Origin of the sequence: Streptomyces cinnabarinus (genome assembly GCF_027270315.1) — a bacterium.
Lineage (GTDB): Bacteria > Actinomycetota > Actinomycetes > Streptomycetales > Streptomycetaceae > Streptomyces > Streptomyces cinnabarinus.
This window is the reverse complement of record NZ_CP114413.1, coordinates 1,740,196-1,763,778: the sequence shown is the minus strand read 5'-3', so window position 1 is coordinate 1,763,778 and position 23,583 is coordinate 1,740,196. Positions and strand designations below refer to the sequence as shown.

The 23,583-nt window shown below is 70.4% G+C and carries 23 protein-coding genes; 17 read left to right on the top strand and 6 right to left on the bottom strand.

Annotated elements, in window-relative coordinates:
* The first annotated feature begins 95 nt into the window (after positions 1–95).
* The 15 genes from pgsA to STRCI_RS07805 all read left to right on the top strand — a co-directional run bounded on the left by pgsA (position 96) and on the right by STRCI_RS07805 (position 15,392).
* Complete coding sequence (pgsA, locus tag STRCI_RS07875; protein ID WP_269664504.1) at positions 96–830, top strand: phosphatidylinositol phosphate synthase; 735 nt, start codon at positions 96–98, stop codon at positions 828–830.
* Positions 827–1,735 carry a phosphatidylinositol mannoside acyltransferase gene (locus tag STRCI_RS07870; protein WP_269658133.1) on the top strand — a complete coding sequence of 303 codons (909 nt, stop codon included), beginning with the start codon at positions 827–829 and terminating at the stop codon, positions 1,733–1,735. Before pgsA ends, STRCI_RS07870 begins: the two co-directional genes overlap by 4 nt.
* Positions 1,732–2,901: a glycosyltransferase family 4 protein gene (locus tag STRCI_RS07865; protein WP_269658132.1), complete on the top strand. Its 1,170-nt coding sequence runs from the start codon at positions 1,732–1,734 to the stop codon at positions 2,899–2,901. Before STRCI_RS07870 ends, STRCI_RS07865 begins: the two co-directional genes overlap by 4 nt.
* A 70-nt stretch (positions 2,902–2,971) precedes the next feature.
* Positions 2,972–3,535, top strand: coding sequence for a LemA family protein (locus STRCI_RS07860; protein ID WP_269658131.1), 564 nt, complete (start codon positions 2,972–2,974; stop codon positions 3,533–3,535).
* Positions 3,536–3,652: 117 nt separating this feature from the next.
* Complete coding sequence (pdxS, locus tag STRCI_RS07855; protein WP_269658130.1) at positions 3,653–4,558, top strand: pyridoxal 5'-phosphate synthase lyase subunit PdxS; 906 nt, start codon at positions 3,653–3,655, stop codon at positions 4,556–4,558.
* Positions 4,558–5,163 carry a pyridoxal 5'-phosphate synthase glutaminase subunit PdxT gene (gene pdxT / locus STRCI_RS07850; RefSeq protein WP_269658129.1) on the top strand — a complete coding sequence of 202 codons (606 nt, stop codon included), beginning with the start codon at positions 4,558–4,560 and terminating at the stop codon, positions 5,161–5,163. Before pdxS ends, pdxT begins: the two co-directional genes overlap by 1 nt.
* Before the next feature lie 47 nt (positions 5,164–5,210).
* Positions 5,211–5,963 carry a YebC/PmpR family DNA-binding transcriptional regulator gene (locus STRCI_RS07845; protein ID WP_269658128.1) on the top strand — a complete coding sequence of 251 codons (753 nt, stop codon included), beginning with the start codon at positions 5,211–5,213 and terminating at the stop codon, positions 5,961–5,963.
* A gap of 140 nt (positions 5,964–6,103) precedes the next feature.
* Positions 6,104–6,640, top strand: a complete 537-nt coding sequence (ruvC, locus tag STRCI_RS07840) for a crossover junction endodeoxyribonuclease RuvC (protein ID WP_269658127.1) — start codon at positions 6,104–6,106, stop codon at positions 6,638–6,640.
* On the top strand, positions 6,637–7,242 hold the full coding sequence (ruvA, locus tag STRCI_RS07835) for a Holliday junction branch migration protein RuvA (RefSeq protein WP_269658126.1): 606 nt from the start codon (positions 6,637–6,639) through the stop codon (positions 7,240–7,242). The genes ruvC and ruvA overlap by 4 nt, the downstream gene beginning before the upstream one ends.
* A 26-nt stretch (positions 7,243–7,268) precedes the next feature.
* Positions 7,269–8,342 carry a Holliday junction branch migration DNA helicase RuvB gene (gene ruvB, locus STRCI_RS07830; protein ID WP_269658125.1) on the top strand — a complete coding sequence of 358 codons (1,074 nt, stop codon included), beginning with the start codon at positions 7,269–7,271 and terminating at the stop codon, positions 8,340–8,342.
* A 185-nt stretch (positions 8,343–8,527) separates the two neighbouring features.
* Positions 8,528–9,025: a preprotein translocase subunit YajC gene (gene yajC / locus STRCI_RS07825; protein WP_269658124.1), complete on the top strand. Its 498-nt coding sequence runs from the start codon at positions 8,528–8,530 to the stop codon at positions 9,023–9,025.
* A 132-nt stretch (positions 9,026–9,157) separates the two neighbouring features.
* Positions 9,158–10,921: a protein translocase subunit SecD gene (gene secD, locus STRCI_RS07820; RefSeq protein ID WP_269658123.1), complete on the top strand. Its 1,764-nt coding sequence runs from the start codon at positions 9,158–9,160 to the stop codon at positions 10,919–10,921.
* A gap of 1 nt (position 10,922) precedes the next feature.
* The gene (gene secF / locus STRCI_RS07815; RefSeq protein ID WP_269658122.1) at positions 10,923–12,038 is read left to right on the top strand and encodes a protein translocase subunit SecF; all 1,116 of its coding nucleotides are present in this window, start codon (positions 10,923–10,925) and stop codon (positions 12,036–12,038) included.
* The gene (locus STRCI_RS07810; RefSeq protein WP_269658121.1) at positions 12,035–12,574 is read left to right on the top strand and encodes an adenine phosphoribosyltransferase; all 540 of its coding nucleotides are present in this window, start codon (positions 12,035–12,037) and stop codon (positions 12,572–12,574) included. Before secF ends, STRCI_RS07810 begins: the two co-directional genes overlap by 4 nt.
* 274 nt (positions 12,575–12,848) lie before the next feature.
* On the top strand, positions 12,849–15,392 hold the full coding sequence (locus tag STRCI_RS07805; protein ID WP_269658120.1) for a RelA/SpoT family protein: 2,544 nt from the start codon (positions 12,849–12,851) through the stop codon (positions 15,390–15,392).
* Positions 15,393–15,470: 78 nt separating this feature from the next.
* On the opposite strand, the gene STRCI_RS07800 is transcribed toward STRCI_RS07805, so the two are convergent.
* Positions 15,471–16,700, bottom strand: coding sequence for a DUF349 domain-containing protein (locus STRCI_RS07800; RefSeq protein ID WP_269658119.1), 1,230 nt, complete (start codon positions 16,698–16,700; stop codon positions 15,471–15,473).
* 136 nt (positions 16,701–16,836) lie between these two features.
* On the bottom strand, positions 16,837–17,685 hold the full coding sequence (locus STRCI_RS07795) for a peptidylprolyl isomerase (RefSeq protein ID WP_269658118.1): 849 nt from the start codon (positions 17,683–17,685) through the stop codon (positions 16,837–16,839).
* Between the two features lie 146 nt (positions 17,686–17,831).
* Here STRCI_RS07795 and STRCI_RS07790 point away from each other — a divergent pair, with 146 nt between their 5' ends.
* Positions 17,832–18,542 carry an MBL fold metallo-hydrolase gene (locus STRCI_RS07790; RefSeq protein ID WP_269658117.1) on the top strand — a complete coding sequence of 237 codons (711 nt, stop codon included), beginning with the start codon at positions 17,832–17,834 and terminating at the stop codon, positions 18,540–18,542.
* A 13-nt stretch (positions 18,543–18,555) separates the two neighbouring features.
* On the top strand, positions 18,556–19,818 hold the full coding sequence (gene hisS / locus STRCI_RS07785; RefSeq protein ID WP_269658116.1) for a histidine--tRNA ligase: 1,263 nt from the start codon (positions 18,556–18,558) through the stop codon (positions 19,816–19,818).
* Between the two features lie 232 nt (positions 19,819–20,050).
* Here hisS and STRCI_RS07775 read toward each other — a convergent pair whose 3' ends face one another.
* From STRCI_RS07775 to STRCI_RS07760, 4 genes are read right to left on the bottom strand one after another with little or no spacing between them, the layout of a single operon-like run.
* Positions 20,051–20,677, bottom strand: a complete 627-nt coding sequence (locus STRCI_RS07775; RefSeq protein ID WP_269658115.1) for a response regulator — start codon at positions 20,675–20,677, stop codon at positions 20,051–20,053.
* Positions 20,674–21,873 (bottom strand): sensor histidine kinase, encoded by a 1,200-nt coding sequence (locus STRCI_RS07770; RefSeq protein ID WP_269658114.1) that lies wholly within the window; start codon positions 21,871–21,873, stop codon positions 20,674–20,676. Before STRCI_RS07770 ends, STRCI_RS07775 begins: the two co-directional genes overlap by 4 nt.
* Positions 21,870–22,715 carry an ABC transporter permease gene (locus tag STRCI_RS07765; protein WP_269658112.1) on the bottom strand — a complete coding sequence of 282 codons (846 nt, stop codon included), beginning with the start codon at positions 22,713–22,715 and terminating at the stop codon, positions 21,870–21,872. Before STRCI_RS07765 ends, STRCI_RS07770 begins: the two co-directional genes overlap by 4 nt.
* On the bottom strand, positions 22,712–23,578 hold the full coding sequence (locus STRCI_RS07760) for an ABC transporter ATP-binding protein (RefSeq protein WP_269658111.1): 867 nt from the start codon (positions 23,576–23,578) through the stop codon (positions 22,712–22,714). Before STRCI_RS07760 ends, STRCI_RS07765 begins: the two co-directional genes overlap by 4 nt.
* Positions 23,579–23,583: the final 5 nt, after the last annotated feature.

Here is a 23,583-nt window from a genome sequence, read left to right as displayed (position 1 = left end):
CACGGTGCGTCCATACGGCGGACGTGATCGCGACCGCCTCCCGCGCGGAGCGTGATCCGCCGCCCGGCCGCCGCCCACGCGCGGGCGTGGCTACGATGGGCCAGCCGGTGGCCAGCAGGGGCCGCGCGGCCACACCGAACCTCGGGAAGGTCATGCTGAACAAGTACGCGCGTGCATTCTTCACGCGTGTCCTCACACCGTTCGCCGCGTTTCTGATCCGGCGGGGCGTCAGCCCCGACGCGGTCACGCTGATCGGCACCGCCGGAGTGATGGCGGGCGCGCTGGTGTTCTACCCGCAGGGCGAGTTCTTCTGGGGCACGGTCGTGATCACGCTCTTCGTGTTCTCCGACCTCGTCGACGGCAACATGGCCCGCCAGCTCGGCCGCTCCAGCCGCTGGGGCGCCTTCCTGGACTCCACGCTCGACCGCGTCGCCGACGGCGCGATCTTCGGCGGTTTCGCCCTCTGGTACGCCGGTGGCGGCGACGACCTCGTCCTGTGCGCCGTCTCGATCTTCTGTCTGGCGAGCGGTCAGGTGGTGTCGTACACCAAGGCCCGGGGCGAGTCGATCGGTCTGCCGGTGGCCGTGAACGGTCTGGTGGAGCGGGCCGAGCGGCTGGTGATCTCCCTGGTGGCGGCCGGTCTCGCGGGGCTGCACACCTTCGGGGTGCCCGGCATCCAGTACCTGCTGCCCGTCGCGCTGTGGATCGTCGCCGTGGGCAGCCTGGTCACGCTGATCCAGCGGGTCGTCACCGTGCGCCGGGAGTCCGCGGAGGCGGACGCGGCGGCCGCGGTGGACAATGCCCCGCAGGGGAGCGAGGCGGCGAAATGAGTGCCCAGGAGCGGCTGACGGACGCGCTGTACGGCCTGGGCTGGGGCACCGTCAAGAAGCTCCCCGAACCGGTCGCGGTACGGCTCGGCCGCACCATCGCGGACGCCGTCTGGAAGCGGCGCGGCAAGGGTGTGCTGCGGCTGGAGAGCAACTACGCGCGCGTGGTGCCCGACGCGAGCCCGGAGCGCCTCGCGGAGCTGTCCCGCGCGGGGATGCGTTCGTACCTGCGCTACTGGATGGAGTCCTTCCGGCTCCCCGCGTGGAGCGCGGACCGCGTCAAGGGGGGCTTCGACCCCAAGGACGTGCACTACCTCACCGACGGCCTCGCGTCCGACCGGGGCGTCATCCTGGCCCTGCCGCACCTGGGCAACTGGGACCTCGCGGGCGCCTGGGTCACCACCAAGCTGGAAACGCCGTTCACCACGGTCGCCGAGCGGCTGAAGCCGGAGTCCCTCTACGACCGGTTCGTCGCCTACCGCGAGGGTCTCGGCATGGAGGTGCTGCCGCACAGCGGTGGCTCGGCCTTCGGCACGCTGGCCCGCCGACTGCGCGACGGCGGCCTGGTCTGCCTGGTCGCCGACCGTGATCTGTCCGCCTCCGGCGTCGAGGTCAAGTTCTTCGGCGAGACGGCCCGGATGCCCGCCGGACCGGCTCTGCTCGCCCAGCAGACCGGCGCGCTGCTGCTGCCGGTGACGCTCTGGTACGACGACTCGCCCGTGATGCGCGGGCGGGTGCATCCCCCGGTCGAGGTGCCCGAGACAGGTACCCGGGCCGAGAAGACGTCTGTCATGACACAGGCGCTGGCCGACGCCTTCGCCACGGGGATCGCCGAGCATCCGGAGGACTGGCACATGCTTCAGCGCTTGTGGGTGGCCGATCTGGACCCCGAGAAGGGGTCGTCGTGAGGATCGGCATCGTCTGCCCGTACTCCTGGGACGTGCCGGGCGGCGTCCAGTTCCACATCCGCGATCTCGCCGAGTACTTCATCCGCCTCGGCCACGAGGTCTCCGTGCTGGCCCCGGCCGACGACGACACCCCGCTGCCGCCGTACGTCGTCTCGGCCGGCCGCGCGGTCCCGGTGCCGTACAACGGCTCGGTGGCCCGGCTGAACTTCGGGTTCCTGTCGGCCGCGCGGGTACGGCGCTGGCTGCACGACGGCGCGTTCGACGTCGTGCACATCCACGAGCCGTCCTCGCCCTCCCTCGGGCTGCTGACCTGCTGGGCCGCGCAGGGGCCGCTGGTCGCCACCTTCCACACCTCCAACCCGCGCTCCAAGGCGATGATCGCCGCGTACTCGATCCTCCAGGCCGCCCTGGAGAAGATCAGCGCGCGCATCGCGGTGAGCGAGTACGCCCGGCGCACCCTGGTGGAACACCTGGGCGGCGACGCGGTCGTGATCCCCAACGGCGTCGACGTCGACTTCTTCGCCAAGGCCGAGCCCAAGGCGGAGTGGCAGGGCGACACGATCGGCTTCATCGGCCGCATCGACGAGCCCCGCAAGGGACTGCCGGTGCTGATGAAGGCGCTGCCGAAGATCCTCGCGGCCCGGCCGCAGTCCCGGCTGCTGGTCGCCGGGCGCGGTGACGAGAAGGAGGCGGTGGAGTCGCTGCCCGCCGAGCTGCGCTCCCGGGTGGAGTTCCTCGGCATGGTCAGCGACGAGGACAAGGCCCGCTTCCTGCGCAGCGTCGACCTGTACGTCGCTCCCAACACCGGCGGAGAGAGCTTCGGCATCATCCTGGTCGAGGCGATGTCCGCCGGAGCGCCGGTGCTCGCCTCCGACCTCGACGCCTTCGCCCAGGTCCTCGACCAGGGCGCGGCGGGAGAGCTCTTCGCCAACGAGGACGCCGACGCGCTCGCCGAGGCTGCCGTACGCCTGCTGGAGGACCCGGCACGCCGCGAGCAACTGCGCGAGCGGGGCAGCGCCCACGTCCGCCGCTTCGACTGGTCGACGGTCGGCGCGGACATCCTGTCGGTGTACGAGACGGTGACGGCGGGCGCGGCCGCGGTGGCGGCGACGGACGACGAGCGTGGGCCCGGGCTGCGGGCACGACTGGGGCTGGCACGGGACTGAGCGTCCGCGTCGCGCCCACGCGCGTGGGCGGGCGTAGCCGGGTTCCGGTACGTCGGTAACCTTGCCGCCCGTGACCGCAACCCTCATCTGGATCCTCGTCGCGCTCCTCGCGATCGGCGTCTACCTGAGCTGGACGGCGGGCCGTCTGGACCGGCTCCACGCCCGGATCGACGCCACCCGTGCCGCCCTCGACGCCCAGCTGCTCCGTCGGGCCTCCGTGACCCAGGAACTGGCCACCTCCGGAGTGCTCGATCCGGCGGCGTCGATCGTCCTGTACGAGTCCGCGCACGCCGCCCGGCAGGCGGAGGAGGAGCAGCGGGAGGTCGCCGAGAGCGAGCTGAGCCAGGCGCTGCGTGCCGTGTTCGCCGAACAGGCCCAGGTCGAGGGGGTCCGGGAGGCGCCCGGGGGAGAGTCGGCCGCCCATGAACTCACCGAGGCGGTGCGCCGGGTCCCCATGGCCCGCCGGTTCCACAACGACGCGGTCGGCGCCGCCCGCCGGCTGCGCGAGCACCGCAAGGTGCGCTGGTTCCGGCTGGCCGGCCACGCCCCCTTCCCGATGGCCTTCGAGATGGACGACGAGCCTCCGGCCGCCCTCGTCGACCGCACCGCCCAGCAGGGGCCCGGCACTGCCTGAATCCGGTTGAATCCGAAAAGGATCCACCGCCTCACCATTGGCCCTTGCTGTGGCCTGGTCCCGTCACGTTTCCTCGGTGCAGTAGAAACCCGCTTTTCACGTCAGTGAGGTCAATCCGTGTCCATCACCGAGAACCAGGCTTCCGCCACCGGCACTGCCCGCGTCAAGCGCGGTATGGCCGAGCAGCTCAAGGGTGGCGTCATCATGGACGTCGTCACGCCGGAGCAGGCGAAGATCGCCGAGGACGCGGGCGCGGTCGCCGTCATGGCCCTGGAGCGGGTCCCGGCCGACATCCGCAAGGACGGCGGGGTGGCCCGGATGTCCGACCCGGACATGATCGAGGGCATCATCGAGGCGGTCTCCATCCCCGTGATGGCCAAGTCGCGCATCGGCCACTTCGTCGAGGCCCAGGTCCTTCAGTCCCTCGGCGTCGACTACATCGACGAGTCCGAGGTCCTGACCCCGGCCGACGAGGTCAACCACTCCGACAAGTGGGCCTTCACCACCCCCTTCGTCTGCGGTGCCACCAATCTGGGCGAGGCCCTGCGCCGTATCGCCGAGGGCGCCGCCATGATCCGCTCCAAGGGCGAGGCCGGCACCGGCAACGTCGTCGAGGCCGTCCGCCACCTGCGCCAGATCAAGAACGAGATCGCCAAGCTGCGCGGCTTCGACAACAACGAGCTGTACGCCGCCGCCAAGGAGCTGCGCGCCCCGTACGAGCTGGTCAAGGAAGTCTCCGAGCTGGGCAAGCTCCCGGTCGTGCTGTTCTCCGCCGGTGGCGTGGCCACCCCGGCCGACGCCGCGCTGATGCGCCAGCTCGGCGCCGAGGGCGTCTTCGTCGGCTCCGGCATCTTCAAGTCCGGCGACCCGGCCAAGCGCGCCGCCGCCATCGTGAAGGCCACCACCTTCTACGACGACCCGAAGATCATCGCGGACGCCTCCCGCAACCTGGGCGAGGCCATGGTCGGCATCAACTGCGACACCCTCCCCGAGGCCGAGCGTTACGCGAACCGAGGCTGGTAATGACCACTCCCGTCATAGGCGTCCTGGCCCTTCAGGGCGACGTACGGGAGCACCTCGTCGCCCTGGCCACGGCCGATGCCGTGGCCAGGCCGGTGCGGCGCCCCGAGGAACTCGCCGAGGTGGACGGCCTGGTCATCCCCGGCGGTGAGTCCACCACCATCTCCAAACTGGCCATCCTCTTCGGCGTGATGGAGCCGCTGCGCACGCGCGTGCACAGCGGGATGCCGGTCTACGGCACCTGCGCCGGCATGATCATGCTCGCCGACAAGATCCTCGACCCGCGCTCCGGCCAGGAGACGGTCGGGGGCATCGACATGATCGTGCGCCGCAACGCCTTCGGACGTCAGAACGAGTCCTTCGAGGCCGCCCTCGACGTGCGGGGCATCGCGGGCGATCCTGTGGAGGGCGTCTTCATCCGCGCCCCCTGGGTGGAGTCCGTCGGCGCCGAGACCGAGGTGCTCGCCGAGCACGACGGTCACATCGTCGCGGTCCGCCAGGGCAACGCGCTCGCCACGTCGTTCCATCCGGAACTGACCGGCGACCACCGCGTGCACGGGCTCTTCGTCGACATGGTGCGCGCGAACGGGACAGTGGAGTCCTTGTAGGATCTCTGGCGTTCGTTCTTAGTGGGTTACGCGAAGGAGACAGGCAGATGTCCGGCCACTCTAAATGGGCTACGACGAAGCACAAGAAGGCCGTGATCGACGCCAAGCGCGGCAAGCTCTTCGCGAAGCTGATCAAGAACATCGAGGTCGCGGCCCGCATGGGCGGCGTCGACATCGAGGGCAACCCGACCCTTTACGACGCCATCCAGAAGGCCAAGAAGCAGTCGGTTCCCAACAAGAACATCGACTCCGCCGTCAAGCGCGGCGGAGGCCTCGAGGCCGGCGGCGCCGACTACGAGACGATCATGTACGAGGGCTACGGCCCGAACGGCGTCGCGGTGCTCATCGAGTGCCTCACCGACAACCGCAACCGCGCCGCCTCCGACGTCCGCGTCGCCATGACCCGCAACGGCGGCAACATGGCCGACCCGGGCTCCGTGTCGTACATGTTCAGCCGCAAGGGCGTCATCATCGTCCCCAAGGGCGAGCTGTCCGAGGACGACGTCCTCACCGCCGTCCTGGACGCGGGCGCCGAGGAGGTCAACGATCTCGGTGAGTCCTTCGAGGTCGTCAGCGAGGCCACCGACCTGGTCGCGGTCCGCACCGCGCTCCAGGAGGCCGGCATCGACTACGACTCCGCCGAGTCCAGCTTCGTGCCGTCCGTCCAGGTCGAGCTGGACGAGGACGGCGCCAAGAAGATCTTCAAGCTGATCGACGCCCTGGAGGACAGCGACGACGTGCAGAACGTCTTCGCCAACTTCGACGTCAGCGACGAGATCATGGAGAAGGTCGACGCGTAACGCTGCCGCGAACCGAGCGGATTCCGGCGGGCCGGTGGGACACACCCCACCGGCCCGCCGCCGTTGTCAGTGGCACCGGATAGCCTGCACAAACTGGGGGCACCACCCAGCGAAGCCGGGGGAGAACGAGGGGAGGGCGTGTGCGGGTACTCGGGGTTGACCCCGGACTGACGCGATGCGGGGTCGGGGTCGTCGAAGGCGTCGCGGGGCGGCCGTTGACGATGCTCGGCGTCGGTGTCGTACGCACGCCCGCGGACGCGGAGTTGGGGCAGCGCCTGGTCGCCGTGGAGCAGGGCATCGAGCAGTGGCTGGACGAGCACCGGCCCGAATTCGTCGCCGTGGAGCGGGTGTTCAGCCAGCACAACGTCCGTACGGTCATGGGCACCGCCCAGGCCAGCGCCGTCGCCATGCTCTGCGCCGCCCGCCGCGGCATCCCCGTCGCCCTGCACACCCCCAGCGAGGTCAAGGCGGCCGTCACCGGCAGCGGCCGCGCCGACAAGGCACAGGTCGGCGCCATGGTCACCCGCCTGCTGCGGCTCAGCGCGCCGCCCAAGCCCGCGGACGCCGCCGACGCCCTCGCCCTCGCCATCTGTCACATCTGGCGCGCCCCCGCGCAGAACCGACTCCAGCAGGCCGTCGCCCTGCACACAGCTTCATCGAAAGGCCGTAGCGCATGATCGCCTTCGTCAGCGGCCCGGTCGCCGCCCTCGCTCCCGACTCCGCGGTGGTCGAGGTGGGCGGGATCGGCATCTCGGTCCAGTGCACGCCCGGCACCCTCTCCGGGCTCCGCATGGGACAGCAGACCAAGCTCGCCACCTCCCTCGTGGTCCGCGAGGACTCGCTGACCCTGTACGGCTTCGCCGACGACGACGAACGCCAGGTGTTCGTGCTGCTCCAGACCGCGAGCGGGGTCGGCCCCCGGCTGGCCCAGGCGATGCTCGCCGTGCACTCGCCCGACGCCCTGCGCAGAGCCGTCGCCACCGGGGACGAGAAGGCGCTCACCGCCGTCCCGGGCATCGGCAGGAAGGGTGCGCAGAAGCTGCTCCTGGAACTGAAGGACCGCCTCGGCGAGCCCCTCGGCGCCCCCGCGATCGGTGCCCCGGTCAGCCAGGGCTGGCGCGACCAGCTGCACGCCGCCCTGATCGGCCTCGGGTACGCCACCCGCGAGGCCGACGAGGCCGTCACCGCGGTCGCCCCGCAGGCCGAGGCCGCCGGGGAAGCACCCCCGGTCGGCCAGCTGCTCAAGGCGGCCCTCCAGACCCTCAACCGCGCCCGCTGACCCCACCACGCTGAGGCACACCACTGATGAACTGGGACGACACCACCGACACCGACGCCGCCGGCGAGCGTCTTGTGGGCTCCGTCGCCGACCGTGAGGACCAGGCCGTCGAGGCCGCGCTGCGCCCCAAGGACCTGGGCGAGTTCATCGGTCAGGAGAAGGTCCGCGAACAGCTCGACCTGGTCCTGCGCGCCGCCCGCGCCCGCGGCGCCACCGCCGACCACGTCCTGCTCTCCGGCGCCCCCGGCCTCGGCAAGACCACCCTCTCGATGATCATCGCCGCCGAGATGGGCGCCCCGATCCGCATCACCTCCGGCCCCGCCATCCAGCACGCCGGCGACCTCGCCGCGATCCTCTCCTCCCTCCAGGAGGGCGAGGTCCTCTTCCTCGACGAGATCCACCGCATGTCCCGGCCCGCCGAGGAGATGCTGTACATGGCGATGGAGGACTTCCGGGTCGACGTGATCGTCGGCAAGGGCCCCGGGGCCACCGCCATCCCGCTGGAGCTGCCGCCCTTCACCCTGGTCGGCGCCACCACGCGCGCGGGCCTGCTGCCGCCCCCGCTGCGCGACCGCTTCGGCTTCACCGCGCACATGGAGTTCTACGAGCCCGCCGAGCTGGAGCGCGTGGTCCACCGCTCCGCGCACCTCCTCGACGTCGAGATCGACACCGCCGGAGCCGCCGAGATCGCCGGCCGCTCCCGCGGCACGCCCCGCATCGCCAACCGCCTCCTGCGCCGGGTCCGCGACTACGCCCAGGTCAAGGCGGACGGACGGATCACCCAGGACATCGCGGCGGCGGCCCTCGCGGTCTACGAGGTCGACGCCCGCGGCCTGGACCGGCTGGACCGGGCCGTCCTTGAAGCCCTGCTCAAGCTGTTCGGCGGCGGCCCGGTCGGCCTGTCCACCCTCGCCGTCGCGGTGGGGGAGGAGCGCGAGACGGTCGAGGAGGTCGCCGAGCCCTTCCTGGTCCGGGAGGGCCTGCTGGCCCGTACGCCCCGGGGCCGGGTCGCCACGCCCGCCGCATGGGTGCATCTCGGCCTCACCCCGCCGCACTCCCGGACCGGCGGAAACGGACAACAGGACCTGTTCGGGACGTGAGGGCGCCGTGACCGCGCCATCACGGCGCGGTATTGGCCGGGTCAGGAACCTGGGTGCCATGCTGAGCGTTGTTCCATGCACGCGGACTCGCTTAGACTCCGCCGATGCCGCCGTTGTCGGCGGCACACATACCCCCAACCATCAGGCCGCTCCCCATCGCGGTCGTGTGAAGGAAGTTCCGACCCGTGAGTCTCGTGACCCTCCTCCCGTTCATCGTGCTCATCGGGGCCATGTTCCTGATGACCCGGTCGGCCAAGAAGAAGCAGCAAGCCGCGGCCGACATGCGGAACCAGATGCAGCCCGGTTCCGGCGTCCGCACCATCGGGGGCATGTATGCCACGGTCAAGGAGGTCAACGAGGACACCGTCCTCGTCGACGCCGGTCCGGGTGTGGAACTGCTCTTCGCGAAGAACGCCATCGGTGCCGTCCTCTCGGACGACGAGTACAACCGCATCGTCCATGGCGTCGAGCACGACCTGAAGACCGACGCCGACGTCGTCCCGGACGACGCCTCCTCCCTCACCGAGTCCGACGACGCTGCCGCCGCCTCCGACGAGAAGTCCGTCGACCTCGGGAAGAAGGACGCGGACGCCGACGAGGAGCCCGCGGACGACGTCGCGGTCGCCGAGACGAAGGCCGACAGCGAGCCGAAGAAGTCCGACGGCGACTCCGACGCCAAGTAGCCGCTGACCGGGGGCGCGCGGACCCGCTCGCGCGCCCCGGGAGACACGTGGCTCTCGCAGGGGATCCCGACTACATGTCATGGCCGCCGACGCCCACCCGGCGAGAGGCGGCCCGAGAGGGAGTACGAGAAGGTGGCAGCACCTAAGAAGGGCCGGAGCGCGAGCGCCCAGAGCAAGCCGGGGCGCTCGCTGGCCCTCATTCTGATCGCCATCGTGGCGCTCACCGGGGGAATGTTCCTCTCCGGTCACACCACCCCGCGTCTGGGCATCGACCTGGCCGGCGGTACGAGCATCACGCTGCGCGCCGAGGCCGAGCCGGGCCAGGAATCGGCGATCAACAAGACCAACATGGACACCGCCGTCGACATCATGGAGCGGCGCGTCAACGGTCTTGGTGTCTCCGAGGCCGAGGTCCAGACCCAGGGCGATCGCAACATCATCGTCAACATTCCCAAGGGCACCAACTCCAAGGAAGCCCGGGACCAGGTCGGCACCACCGCCAAGCTGTACTTCCGCCCGGTCATCGCCACCGAGGTCTCCGGCGCCGCCGCGACGACCAGCCCGTCCCCGAGCGCCTCCGGCGGCGCCAAGGACAAGGCCACCGACAAGGCGACGGACAAGGCGACCTCCTCCTCGTCCCCCTCGGCGTCCAGCACGCCGTCGGCGACCTCCACCACGCAGGGCCGCGCGGCCACCGACGCCCTGAAGGCCGACCCCACCCCGTCGGACAGCGCGAGCTCCAGCGCCTCCCCGTCGGCAAGCGCCAGCCCCTCCGGCTCCGCGGACGCCGGCAAGCTCGAAGCGCAGTACGCCGCGCTCGACTGCACCGACGAGACGGCCCGCGCCAATGCCGGTGACGGCGCCAAGCCCGAGGACTCCACTGTCGCCTGCGGCCAGAACGCCGACGGCCAGTGGCAGAAGTACATCCTCGGCCCGGCCGAGGTCGACGGCACCGAGGTCGACAGCGCCGAGGCGTCGTTCAACACCCAGACCGCCGCCGGCTGGACCGTCAACATGAAGTTCACCGGCGAGGGCCGCAAGAAGTTCGGTGACATCACCGGCAAGCTCGCCCAGAACCAGCCCCCGCAGAACCAGTTCGCCATCGTCCTGGACAACGACGTCGTCTCCGACCCCCGGGTCAGCGAGGCGCTGACCGCCGGCACGGCCGAGATCTCCGGCAACTTCGACCAGGCGTCCGCGCAGTCCCTGGCCAACATGCTGTCGTACGGCGCCCTGCCGCTGACCTTCGGCGAGGACAGCGTCACCACGGTGACCGCCGCGCTCGGCGGTGAGCAGCTGCGGGCCGGTCTGATCGCCGGTGCGATCGGCCTCGCCCTGGTCGTCATCTACCTGGTGGTCTACTACCGGGGCCTGTCGCTCATCGCGGTCGCCTCGCTGCTGGTCTCCGCCGCCCTCACCTACGTGATCATGTCGCTGCTCGGCCCGGCCATCGGCTTCGCGCTGAACCTGCCGGCCGTCTGCGGTGCCATCGTCGCCATCGGCATCACAGCGGACTCGTTCATCGTGTACTTCGAACGCGTCCGGGACGAGATCCGCGAGGGCCGCACCCTGCGTCCCGCCGTCGAGCGGGCCTGGCCGCGCGCCCGGCGCACCATCCTCGTCTCCGACTTCGTGTCGTTCCTGGCCGCCGCGGTGCTCTTCGTCGTCACCGTCGGCAAGGTCCAGGGCTTCGCGTTCACGCTCGGCCTGACCACCGTGCTCGACGTGGTCGTGGTGTTCCTGTTCACCAAGCCGCTGCTGACGCTCCTGGCGCGCAGGAAGTTCTTCGCCAGCGGCCACCCCTGGTCCGGTCTCGACCCCAAGCGTCTCGGGGCCCAGCCGCCACTGCGCCGTACCCGCCGTCCCTCCGCCCCCATCGAGACGAAGGAGGCGTGAGATGTCGAAGCTCGGCAACCTCGGCGCCCGACTGCACCGTGGCGAAATCGGCTACGACTTCGTCGGCAACCGCAAGATCTGGTACGGCCTGTCCATCCTGATCACCATCACGGCGATCGTGGGCCTCGCGGTGCGCGGCCTGAACATGGGCATCGAGTTCCAGGGCGGAGCGGTCTTCACCACCCCGAAGACCTCCGTCTCCGTCTCCCAGGCGCAGGAGTACGCGGAAGAGGCCTCCGGCCACGACGCGATCGTCCAGAAGCTCGGCAACGGCACGCTCCGCATCCAGGTCGCGGGCATCGAGACCAAGGAGGCCGACCGGGTCTCCACGGAGCTCGCCAAGGACCTGAAGGTCGACGAGAACGACGTCACCGGCGAACTGGTCGGCCCCAGCTGGGGTGAGCAGATCGCCAACAAGGCCTGGCAGGGCCTCGGGATCTTCCTGGTCCTGGTCGTGATCTATCTGGCGATCGCCTTCGAGTGGCGCATGGCGGTCGCCGCGTTCGTCGCCCTGATCCACGACATCACCATCACGGTCGGCATCTACGCCCTGGTGGGCTTCGAGGTCACCCCGGGTACGGTGATCGGTCTGCTGACGATCCTCGGCTACTCGCTGTACGACACAGTCGTCGTCTTCGACAGCCTCAAGGAACAGACGAAGGACATCACCAAACAGACCCGCTGGACCTACAGCGACGTCGCCAACCGGTCGATCAACAGCACCCTGGTCCGCTCCATCAACACCACGGTGGTCGCGCTGCTGCCGGTGGCGGGCCTGCTGTTCATCGGCGGCGGCTTCCTCGGCGCGGGCATGCTGAACGACATCTCGCTGTCGCTGTTCGTCGGCCTCGCGGCCGGTGCGTACTCCTCGATCTTCATCGCCACGCCGCTCGTCGCCGATCTCAAGGAGCTCGAGCCGCAGATGAAGGCCCTCAGGAAGCGCGTACTCGCCAAGCGGGCCCAGGCCGCGGCCAAGGGCGAGCCGCTGACCGCCGGTGTCATCGACGAGCCCGTGGGCGACGAGCCGGACGACGCCCCGCACGCGGTCGTCGGCCCCCGCAACCAGCCCGCGTCCCGCAGCCGGGGCCGTGGCCGGCCCTCGGGGAAGCGCCGATGACCGGCATCGAGGAGCTGCTGCTCAGCCGTATCCGCGATGTGGCCGACTACCCGGAGCCGGGCGTGATGTTCAAGGACATCACCCCGCTCCTGGCGGACCCGGCGGCGTTCACCGCGCTCACCGACACCCTCGCGGGGATCGCCGAGCGAACCGGCGCCACCAAGGTCGTGGGCCTGGAGGCCCGTGGCTTCATCCTCGGCGCCCCCGTCGCCGTCCGCGCCGGACTGGGCTTCATCCCGGTGCGCAAGGCGGGCAAGCTCCCCGGAGCCACCCTCAGCCAGGCCTATGACCTGGAGTACGGCTCGGCGGAGATCGAGGTGCACGCCGAGGACCTGAGCGCCGAGGACCGGGTGCTGGTCGTCGACGACGTCCTCGCCACCGGCGGTACCGCCGAGGCGTCGATCCAGCTCATCCGCAGGGCGGGCGCCGAGGTCGCGGGCCTCGCCGTGCTGATGGAGCTCGGCTTCCTCGGCGGCCGCGACCGCCTGGCACCGGCGCTCGACGGTGCCCCTCTGGAGGCCCTGCTCAAGATCTGAGCAACCCGGTGCACACGGGGCGCACACTTCCCGGAAGGGGGGCGTGCGCCCCGCGCGCATGTCCGGGCACGCATCGGTGCGGCACGCGGGAGTGAGGACCCGGAAAGCCTTCGGCCACCCGGAGGACACCGGCCAGGAATCCCCGGGCGGTCTCTCATGTTGCTCCGGTGTACAGGCCTCACATCGGCCTGAAGGCGATCCTGGGGCGCAGGATCGCTACCATGGGGTCTCCGGAGCCTGACCGGGGGACCCGGATCGCGCACGAGGAGCCCTCTTGCCAGACGAGGCCCAGCACCTGACCGCCGCCAAGCCCGACTCCGCCTCGGGCCCCGCGGCCAAGCCCGCGCCGGACACGTCGACCGCGAAGAACACGCGCAAGGACGTCCACGGGCCGGTCCAGCACGCCCAGTCCGCGCCCGTGGGCAAGCCGGCCGACCAGTCGCGCCCCAAGCCCGCCCCGCCCGAGCGCCCCGCCACGCCCGCGGTCCGCCCGAACACCGGCCAGCCGCCCCGCTCCGGCTCCTCGAACCGCGTCCGCGCCCGCCTCGCCCGCCTCGGCGTCCAGCGCTCCAACCCGTACAACCCGGTGCTGGAGCCGCTGCTGCGGATAGTGCGCAGCAACGACCCGAAGATCGAGACCGCCACCCTCCGCCAGATCGAGAAGGCCTACCAGGTCGCCGAGCGCTGGCACCGCGGTCAGAAGCGCAAGAGCGGCGACCCGTACATCACGCACCCGCTCGCCGTCACCACCATCCTCGCCGAGCTGGGTATGGATCCGGCCACGCTCATGGCGGGCCTGCTGCACGACACCGTCGAGGACACCGAGTACGGCCTCGACCAGCTCCGCCGTGACTTCGGCGACTCCGTCGCGCTGCTCGTCGACGGCGTGACCAAGCTGGACAAGGTCAAGTTCGGCGAGGCCGCGCAGGCCGAGACCGTGCGCAAGATGGTCGTCGCCATGGCCAAGGACCCCCGCGTCCTGGTCATCAAGCTCGCCGACCGCCTGCACAACATGCGCACCATGCGCTACCTCAAGCGCGAGAAGCAGGAGAAGAAGGCGCGCGAGACCCTGGAGATCTACGCGCCGCTCGCCCACCGCCTGGGCATGAACACCATCAAGTGGGAACTGGAGGACCTCGCCTTCGCGATCCTCTACCCCAAGATGTACGACGAGATCGTCCGGCTGGTGGCCGAAAGGGCACCCAAGCGTGACGAGTACCTGGCCATAGTGACCGACGAGGTCCAGCAGGACCTGCGCGCCGCCCGCATCAAGGCCACCGTCACCGGCCGCCCCAAGCACTACTACAGCGTCTACCAGAAGATGATCGTCCGCGGCCGTGACTTCGCGGAGATCTACGACCTGGTGGGCATCCGCGTCCTGGTGGACACCGTCCGCGACTGCTACGCGGCCCTGGGCACCGTCCACGCCCGCTGGAACCCGGTTCCGGGGCGGTTCAAGGACTACATCGCGATGCCCAAGTTCAACATGTACCAGTCGCTGCACACGACGGTCATCGGCCCCAACGGCAAGCCGGTCGAGCTCCAGATCCGCACCTTCGACATGCACCGCCGCGCCGAGTACGGCATCGCCGCGCACTGGAAGTACAAGCAGGAGGCCGTCGCCGGCGCCTCCAAGGTGCGTACCGACGTGCCCAAGGCCGGCAAGGGCAAGGACGACCACCTCAACGACATGGCGTGGCTGCGCCAGCTCCTGGACTGGCAGAAGGAGACCGAGGACCCCGGCGAGTTCCTGGAGTCCCTGCGCTTCGACCTGTCCCGCAACGAGGTCTTCGTCTTCACCCCCAAGGGCGATGTCATAGCGCTCCCGGCCGGGGCCACCCCGGTGGACTTCGCCTACGCCGTGCACACCGAGGTCGGCCACCGCACCATAGGGGCCCGGGTCAACGGCCGGCTCGTCCCCCTCGAATCCACCCTGGACAACGGCGACCTGGTCGAGGTCTTCACCTCCAAGGCGGCCGGCGCGGGCCCCTCCCGGGACTGGCTCGGCTTCGTGAAGTCGCCGCGCGCCCGCAACAAGATCCGCGCCTGGTTCTCCAAGGAACGCCGCGACGAGGCCATCGAGCAGGGCAAGGACGCCATCGCCCGCGCGATGCGCAAGCAGAACCTGCCCATCCAGCGCATCCTCACCGGCGACTCCCTGGTCACCCTCGCGCACGAGATGCGCTACCCCGACATCTCCTCGCTGTACGCGGCGATCGGCGAAGGCCATGTGGCCGCGCAGAACGTCGTACAGAAGCTGGTGCAGGCGCTCGGCGGCGAGGAGGCGGCCACCGAGGAGATCGACGAGGCGGTCCCGCCCGCCCGTGGCCGCAGCCGCAAGCGGCGCAGCAGCCAGGACCCCGGTGTGGTGGTCAAGGGCGTCGACGACGTCTGGGTCAAGCTTGCCCGCTGCTGTACGCCCGTCCCCGGCGACCCGATCATCGGCTTCGTCACCCGCGGTAGTGGCGTATCGGTTCACCGCAGTGACTGCGTCAACGTGGAGTCACTGTCCCGCGAGCCCGAACGGATCCTCGACGTCGAGTGGGCGCCCACCCAGTCCTCGGTCTTCCTGGTCGCCATCCAGGTCGAGGCCCTCGACCGGTCCCGGCTCCTGTCCGACGTCACCCGCGTCCTGTCCGACCAGCACGTCAACATCCTCTCCGCGGCCGTGCAGACCTCCCGCGACCGCGTCGCCACCTCCCGCTTCACCTTCGAGATGGGCGACCCCAAGCACCTGGGGCACGTCCTGAAGGCGGTCAGGGGCGTCGAGGGCGTCTACGACGTGTACCGCGTGACATCGGCGCGCAGCCGGTCGTAGAGACGTGTGAGGCGGCTGCCGTAGAGGCATACGAAAGGGCCCCGCACCGGAGTGCGGGGCCCTTTCACACCTACGGTCTCAGCCGCCGAACTCCTGGAGGCCCTTCAGGGCCTGGTCCAGCAGGGCCTGGCGGCCCTCCAGCTCGCGCTCCAGCTTGTCGGCCTTGGCGTTGTTGCCCTGGGCGCGCGCCTGCTCGATCTGGCCGCGGAGCTTGTCCACGGCGGCCTGGAGCTGACCGGTCAGACCCGCGGCACGCGCGCGTGCCTCCGGGTTGGTCCGGCGCCACTCGGCCTCCTCGGCCTCCTGGATCGCCCGCTCCACGGCGTGCATCCGGCCCTCGACCTTCGGCCGGGCGTCCCGCGGCACATGGCCGATGGCCTCCCAGCGCTCGTTGATCGACCGGAACGCGGCCCGCGCGGTCTTGAGATCCGTCACCGGGAGGATCTTCTCGGCCTCATGGGCCAGCTCCTCCTTCAGCTTGAGGTTCTCCGACTGCTCGGCGTCCCGCTCGGCGAAGACCGAGCTGCGCGCCGCGAAGAACACGTCCTGGGCGCCGCGGAAGCGGTTCCACAGATCGTCCTCGTGCTCGCGCTGGGCCCGGCCCGCGGCCTTCCACTCCGCCATCAGCTCGCGGTAGCGCGCGGCCGTCGGACCCCAGTCCGTCGACCCGGACAGCGCCTCGGCCTCGGAGACCAGCCGCTCCTTGGTCTTGCGGGCCTCCTCGCGCTGCGCGTCCAGCGCCGCGAAGTGCGCCTTGCGCCGCTTGGAGAACGCCGAGCGCGCGTGCGAGAAGCGGTGCCACAGCTCGTCGTCGGACTTGCGGTCGAGACGCGGCAGCCCCTTCCAGGTGTCCACCAGCGCCCGCAGCCGCTCACCGGCCGCCCGCCACTGGTCGGACTGGGCCAGCTCCTCCGCCTCGACGACCAGCGCCTCCTTGGCGTGCCGGGCCTCGTCGGACTGCTTGGCGCGCTGCTGCTTGCGCTCCTCGCGACGCTTGTCGACCGACTCCACGAGCTTGTCCAGACGCTGCCGCAGCGCGTCCAGGTCACCGACCGCGTGGTGCGCGTCGACCTGCTCGCGGATGTGGTCGATCGCCACCTGGGCGTCCTTCGCCGACAGGTCGGTGGTCTTCACTCGCTTCTCGAGGAGGCCGATCTCGACAACCAGGCCCTCGTACTTGCGCTCGAAGTAGGCCAGCGCCTCCTCAGGGGAGCCGGCCTGCCAGGAACCGACGACCTGCTCGCCGTCGGCCGTACGCACGTACACGGTCCCCGTCTCGTCGACGCGGCCCCACGGGTCGCTGCTCACAGCGCCTCCTCCACATGATGCCTGCGAGGGGCTTCAGTGCCCCCGGGCATCGTCCACAGTTTCGTCACGGCCAACATAGGCGACCGGCGGGTTGCCTGTCCGCATCCCGCGCGACCGAAATTTCGCAGTTGGGGGGTCAGGATTTGCTGACAGTTGCCTTGTTGATCACCACGGTCGCGTTGGGCGCCGTGTTGCCCGTCGTGGGGTCCGCGGCCTGCGCCCCGGCGGCGGAGAGCTTCGTGAGGACCTTCATCCCCGACTCGGTCACCGTGCCGAAGGGCGTGTAGTTGGCCGGCAGCGGACTGTCCTGGTAGACGAGGAAGAACTGGCTGCCGCCGGAGTCCTTGCCCTCACCGGTCTGGGCGTTGAACTGGTTCGCCATCGCGACCGTGCCCGCCGGGTAGACGTCGCCCTTGACGTCCTTGTCCTTGAGGTTCTCGTCCGGGATGGTGTAGCCCGGCCCGCCGGTGCCGGTGCCCGTCGGGTCGCCGCACTGCAGGACGTAGATGCCGCTGTCCGTCAGCCGGTGGCACTTGGTGTGGTCCAGGTAGCCCTTGTTCAGCAGGAAGTTGAACGAGTTCACCGTGTGCGGGGCGGCCTCGGCCTTGAGCGCTATGTCGATCTCACCGCAGGTCGTCGACAGCTTCATCGTGTAGTCCGCGGACTTGTCGATGGTCATGGCCGGTTCCTTCTTCCAGCTCATGGTCTCGACCTCGCCCTTGGCCGCCTTCTCGCACGGGTCCGGGACCTTGCTGGTCGGCGCGGCGCTCGGCGTGACCTCCGCGCCCGCGTTCGACTTGCCGTCGTCCCCGTCGAAGGCGCCCGCCGTGTAGAGCCCGAGGCTGCCGATGAGGACGACGCCGATCGCCGACGCGATCACCGCGTTGCGCGTGCGTGACTTGCGCCGCGCGTCCGTGCGCCGCTGCTGCTGCCGCAAGAACTTCTCCCGGGCGAGCTGACGCCGCCGCTGTTCCTGGCTGACCACGGGGTTGTCTCCTCAAGCGTCTGTATGCGTCTGGGTGTGCCCCGTACCGTATATGGGTTCGCTGAGGAATCGGCAGCGCCGGTAGGCTCTGACCTCAGGCGCAGCCCACCGACTTGTCACCCGAACCGACACAACGAAGGACGATCGTGCTCATTGCCGGGTTCCCCGCCGGGGCCTGGGGGACGAACTGTTATCTCGTCGCCCCCGCCGCCGGTGAGGAGTGCGTGATCATCGACCCTGGCCATCAGGCCGCCGAAGGCGTCGAGGAAGCGATCAGAAAGCATCGCCTCAAGCCCGTCGCCGTCGTCCTCACCCACGGCCACCTCGACCATGTGGCCTCGGTCGTCCCCGTGTGCGGCGCGCACGACGTACCGGCCTGGATCCACCCCGAGGACCGGTACATGATGAGCGACCCCGAGCGGGCGCTCGGCCGCTCCATCGGGATGCCGCTGATGGGCGAACTGACCATCGGGGAGCCGGACGACGTCAAGGAACTGACCGACGGCGTGAAGCTGGAGCTGGCGGGCCTTGAGCTGACCGTCGCCCACGCACCGGGCCATACCAAGGGGTCGGTGACCTTCGGGCTGCCCGAGGCGGCGGACATCCCGCCGATCCTGTTCTCGGGCGACCTGCTGTTCGCCGGCTCCATCGGACGCACCGACTTCCCCGGTGGCTCCATGGACGACATGCTCGAGTCCCTGGCCCGCGTGGTCCTGCCGCTCGACGACGCCACCGTGGTGCTGCCCGGTCACAACGAGTACACGACCATCGGCCAGGAACGCGCCACCAACCCGTATCTGCGGCAGGTGGCCGACGGCCAGGGAGCAGCCCAGCAGGCTCCCCGACGAGGAATGTGACGAGAGACTTTCCGTGAGCACCTTCAAGGCCCCCAAGGGCACCTACGACCTGATCCCGCCGGACAGCGCCAAGTTCCTGGCCGTCCGCGAGGCGATCGCGGCTCCGCTGCGCAACTCCGGCTACGGCTACATCGAGACGCCCGGCTTCGAGAACGTCGAGCTGTTCGCGCGCGGTGTCGGTGAGTCCACCGACATCGTGACCAAGGAGATGTACGCGTTCGAGACCAAGGGCGGCGACCAGCTCGCGCTGCGTCCCGAGGGAACCGCCTCCGTGCTGCGCGCCGCGCTGGAGGCCAACCTGCACAAGGCGGGCAACCTCCCGGTCAAGCTCTGGTACTCCGGCTCGTACTACCGCTACGAGCGCCCCCAGAAGGGCCGTTACCGCCACTTCTCCCAGGTCGGCGCCGAGGCGATCGGGGCCGAGGACCCGGCGCTGGACGCCGAGCTGATCATCCTGGCGGACCAGGCGTACCGCTCGCTGGGCCTGCGCGACTTCCGTATCCTGCTCAACAGCCTCGGCGACGCGGAGTGCCGTCCGGTCTACCGCGCCGCCCTCCAGGACTTCCTGCGCGGCCTGGACCTCGACGAGGACACCCTGCGCCGCGCGGAGATCAACCCGCTGCGCGTCCTCGACGACAAGCGCGAGTCGGTCCAGAAGCAGCTCGGGGAGGCGCCCCTGCTGCGCGACTATCTCTGCGACGCCTGCAAGGCGTACCACGAGGAGGTCCGCGAACTGATCACGGCCGCGGGCGTGGCCTTCGAGGACGACGCCAAGCTGGTGCGCGGCCTCGACTACTACACGCGCACGACCTTCGAGTTCGTCCACGACGGCCTGGGCTCCCAGTCCGCGGTGGGCGGCGGCGGCCGCTACGACGGTCTGTCCGAGATGATCGGCGGCCCCGCGCTGCCGTCCGTCGGATGGGCCCTCGGCGTCGACCGCACGGTCCTCGCCCTGGAGGCCGAGGGCGTGGAGCTCGCGCTGCCCTCCACGACCAGCGTGTTCGCGGTGCCGCTCGGCGAGGAGGCCCGGCGGGTCCTGTTCGCGAAGGTCACCGAGCTGCGCAAGGTCGGCATCGCGGCGGACTTCTCGTACGGCGCGAAGGGCCTCAAGGGCGCCATGAAGAACGCCAACCGCAGTGGCGCCCGCTACACCGTCGTGGCCGGTGAGCGCGACCTCGCGGAAGGCGTCGTCCAGCTCAAGGACATGGAGACCGGCGAGCAGACGGCGATCGGCGTCAACGAGATCGTGGCCGAGCTGGAGTCCAAGCTCGGCTGACCCGCCTGACAGAGGGCGCCGGGCACAGGCCCGGCGCCCTCTTCATGTGTCGAGGAGCCCATGCCGCAGGACAATGGTGACCGCCGCCGCCCGATCGTCCACCCCCAACTTGCCGAAGACGCGCAGCAGATGTGTCTTCACCGTCGGCTCCCCGATGCTGTGTCCATGTGCGGTTGCCGGCGCGTGGGCCGTCGCTCGATCCCGGCGTCCGCGCGGTTTTCGGTGCGTGGTGTCAGTGGTCGAGCAGTCCGTGGCGCATGGCGTTCGTCACGGCGGCTGTGCGGTCGTCGACTCCCAGCTTTCCGAAGACGCGCAGCAGATGCGTCTTCACCGTCGACTCCCCGATGAACAGCCGCCGCCCGATCTCCGCGTTGGTGCAGCCCTCCGCGACCAGTCGCAGCACCGCCACCTCACGGTCCGACAGCCGCGGCCGCTCCGGCTTGGTGCGCAGCTGGTCCACCAGCCGGGCCGCCACGGACGGTGCCAGCACCGTCTCGCCCCGTGCGGCCGCCCGTACGGCCTCCGCCAGTTCCCCGCGCGGCAGATCCTTCAGCAGGTAGCCCGCGGCGCCCGCTTCCACGGCCCGCAGGATGTCGCGGTCCGTCTCGTACGTCGTGAGGACGATCACCCGGCACGGCAGCCCGGCCGCGGTCATCCGCACGATCGAGTCCACGCCCCCGCCGCCCGGCATCCGCAGGTCCATCAGCACGATGTCGGGCCGCAGTTCGGCCGCCAGCGCCTCGGCCTGCGGGCCGCTGGAGGCGTCGGCGACGACGGTCAGGTCCGGTTCGGCGCTCAGCATCGCCCGCAGGCCCTCCCGTACGACGGGATGGTCGTCGGCCAGGATGATCCGGATCATGAGGAACTCCTCGGAGGGGGTACGGGCAGCCGGACCGTCACTGTCGTGCCCTTGCCCGGTGCGCTGTCGATCCGGGCGGTACCGCCGGCCTCGGCGGCCCGGGCGCGCAGCCCCGCAAGACCGTAGCCGTCGGTCACGGACGAGGGGTCGAAGCCGGTGCCGTCGTCCCGAACGGACACGGTGAGGGCGTCGGGCGAGTACGTCAGCGTGATCCCGACGGACACCGAACTCCCGGCGTGCTTACGGGCGTTCGACAACGCCTCCTGGCAGGAGCGCAGGGCCACCACCTCCGGTCCCGCGGGCAGGGGACGCACCGGTCCGGTCACCTCCAGCGTCGCCGCCCGGCGCGCCGCGAGCCGGCCCAGCGCGTCCGGGAGCGAGGCACCGTCCAGATCGGCCGGCGCCGCCCCGGCGACCAGGGCGCGGGCCTCGGCCAGGTTCTGCCGGGCCGTATCGTCCATCAGGGCCAGATGACGCCGCGCCTGCGGAACATCGTGCTCCAGCTCGGCCTCGACGGCCTGGACGAGCATGAGCAGGCTGGTGAAGCCCTGGGCGAGCGTGTCGTGGATCTCCCGCGCCATCCGCTCCCGCTCGGCCAGCGCCCCGTGCGCCGCCGACAGCCGCGACACCTCGTGGCGGCTCGCGTCCAACTCCGCGATCAGCTCGGCCCGCTCCTGGCTCTGCTCGATGACCCGGATGATCCAGCTGCCGACGGCGATCGAGAAGACGAACGTGACGAGCGCGAACACCGAGTTGAAGAACACGGCCTCGTCCCCGGGCCACCACAGCAGCGCCCAGCCCAGCACGGGCACGAGGTTGATCACGCCCACGGCCACGAACGCCCACCGCGTCCGCAGCGTCATGAAGCACTGGGGGACCAGCGCGAACGTCATCAGCCGCGTCTCGCCCACCAGCACCGCAGACGGCAGGAACAGCGCCACAGCCGCCGTCAGATAGCCGAGCGCCCGCCGCTCGTCGGGCGGATCGGCCCGCAGGATGGGGCGGCCGACGAGGACGTACAGCGGGATCAGCGGCACCAGCAGCGCCGCCGACGTGAGCCGGACCGGCCACCCCGGGAAGCCCGTGCCGAGCACGAACACCAGGGTGGCCAGCCAGATCAGCGCGAAGAACGTGTCCCAGAGCCGGAACGAGCGGTCCCAGGTGTACGCGCTCGCCGCGGCCGTGGACACGGTCATCCGGCGCGCCGGTTCTTCCACCGGAAGGTCAGCAGACACAGCGCCAATCCTCCGACGCACCACGCCCCGAGCACCAGGGCGATCCGCTCGAACTCCCAGCCGCCCGCCTGCTCCAGGATCTGCGCCGAGTCCGGCAGGAACACCCCGCGCAGCCCCTGGCACATCCACTTCAGCGGGAACAGGGCGCCGATGTTCAGCATCCAGTCGGGGATGGTGTCGATCGCGATGTACACCCCGGAGATGAACTGCAGGACCAGGAAGGGCAGGACCACCACGGAGGTCGCGCTCTTGCCCGACTTGGGGACCGAGCTGATCGCGATGCCGAGCAGCGCGCACGCCGTGAGACCGAGGACGAAGACCCAGGTGAAGTGGAACCAACTGGTCAGGTCCGAGGGCAGATTCACGTCGTAGAGCGTCGTGCCGACGAGCAGCAGGATCGCTGTCTCCAGCAGACCGGTGACCAGAACCAGCCAGATCTTGCCGAGGAAATAGGAGGCCGGGGGCATCGGAGTGCCGCGCAGCCGGCGCAGCACCTTCTCGTCGCGTTCGATGGCGATCGAGATGCCGAGGGACTGGAAGCTCGTCGACATGATGCCGGCGGCCATCATCGCGGGGACGTACAACTGCGAGGCGGTGACGCCGGCGCCGTCCACGTCGTCGCTGAAGATCGACGCGAACAGGAACAGGAAGACGACCGGGAAGGCGAAGGTGAACACCACCTGGTCGCGCTGGCGGAAGAACTGCCTGATCTCCAACGCACCCCGCCGCATCCCGAGCCCCCAGGCCCCGGGCAGGCGCTCCACGGAAGCCTCGCTCCGAAGCCGTACGGCGGTCGTGGTCATCGCGCGTCCTCCTGTCCGGTGAGCCGGAGGTAGACGTCCTCCAGCGTGGGGCGGGTCACCGTGAGCCCCGGGATCTCACCGTCGAAGCGGTGCGTCAGCTCGGCGACCGTGCGGGTGGGCGTGTCGGTGTGCTCGGCGCGCGGGGTGCCGTCCCGCTCGGTCCACTCGACGGTGGCGCCGGTGCCGTGCCGCTCGCGCAGTGCGGCGGGCGGGCCCTCGGCGACGATCCGTCCCGCGGTGACGATGGCGAGCCGGTCCGCCAGCGCCTCTGCCTCCTCCAGGTAGTGCGTGGTGAGCACGATGGTCGTGCCCTCGTCGGAGAGCGTGCGGATCAGCTCCCAGAACTGACGCCGGGCCGCGGGGTCGAACCCGGTCGTCGGCTCGTCGAGAAGCAGCAGATCGGGGCCGCCGATCACGCCGAGCGCGACATCGAGACGGCGCCGCTGGCCGCCCGAGAGCGCCTTGATCCGGCTGTTCGCCTTCGCCTCCAGACCGACCAGGCCGATGACCTCCTCCGGGTCGCGCGGCCTCGGGTAGTAGCGCGCGAAATGCTGCACGGTCTCGCGGACCGTCAACTCGGCGGGCGCCGATTCGTCCTGCCAGACAATTCCGACACGTGAACGCCACGCACGCGTGCCCTGCGCCGGGTCCGCGCCGAGCACGAAGACCTCGCCCGCGTCCCGGTCCCGGTGGCCCTGGAGGATCTCCACCGTGGTGCTCTTGCCCGCGCCATTGGGTCCGAGCAGGCCGAACACCTCTCCCGCGCGGATACCGAGATCGATGCCGTCGACCGCGGTGAGGTCGCCGTACCGCTTGCGCAGTCCTCGTACATCCACCGCGAGTTCGCTCCTGTGTGCTGTCATGCGTC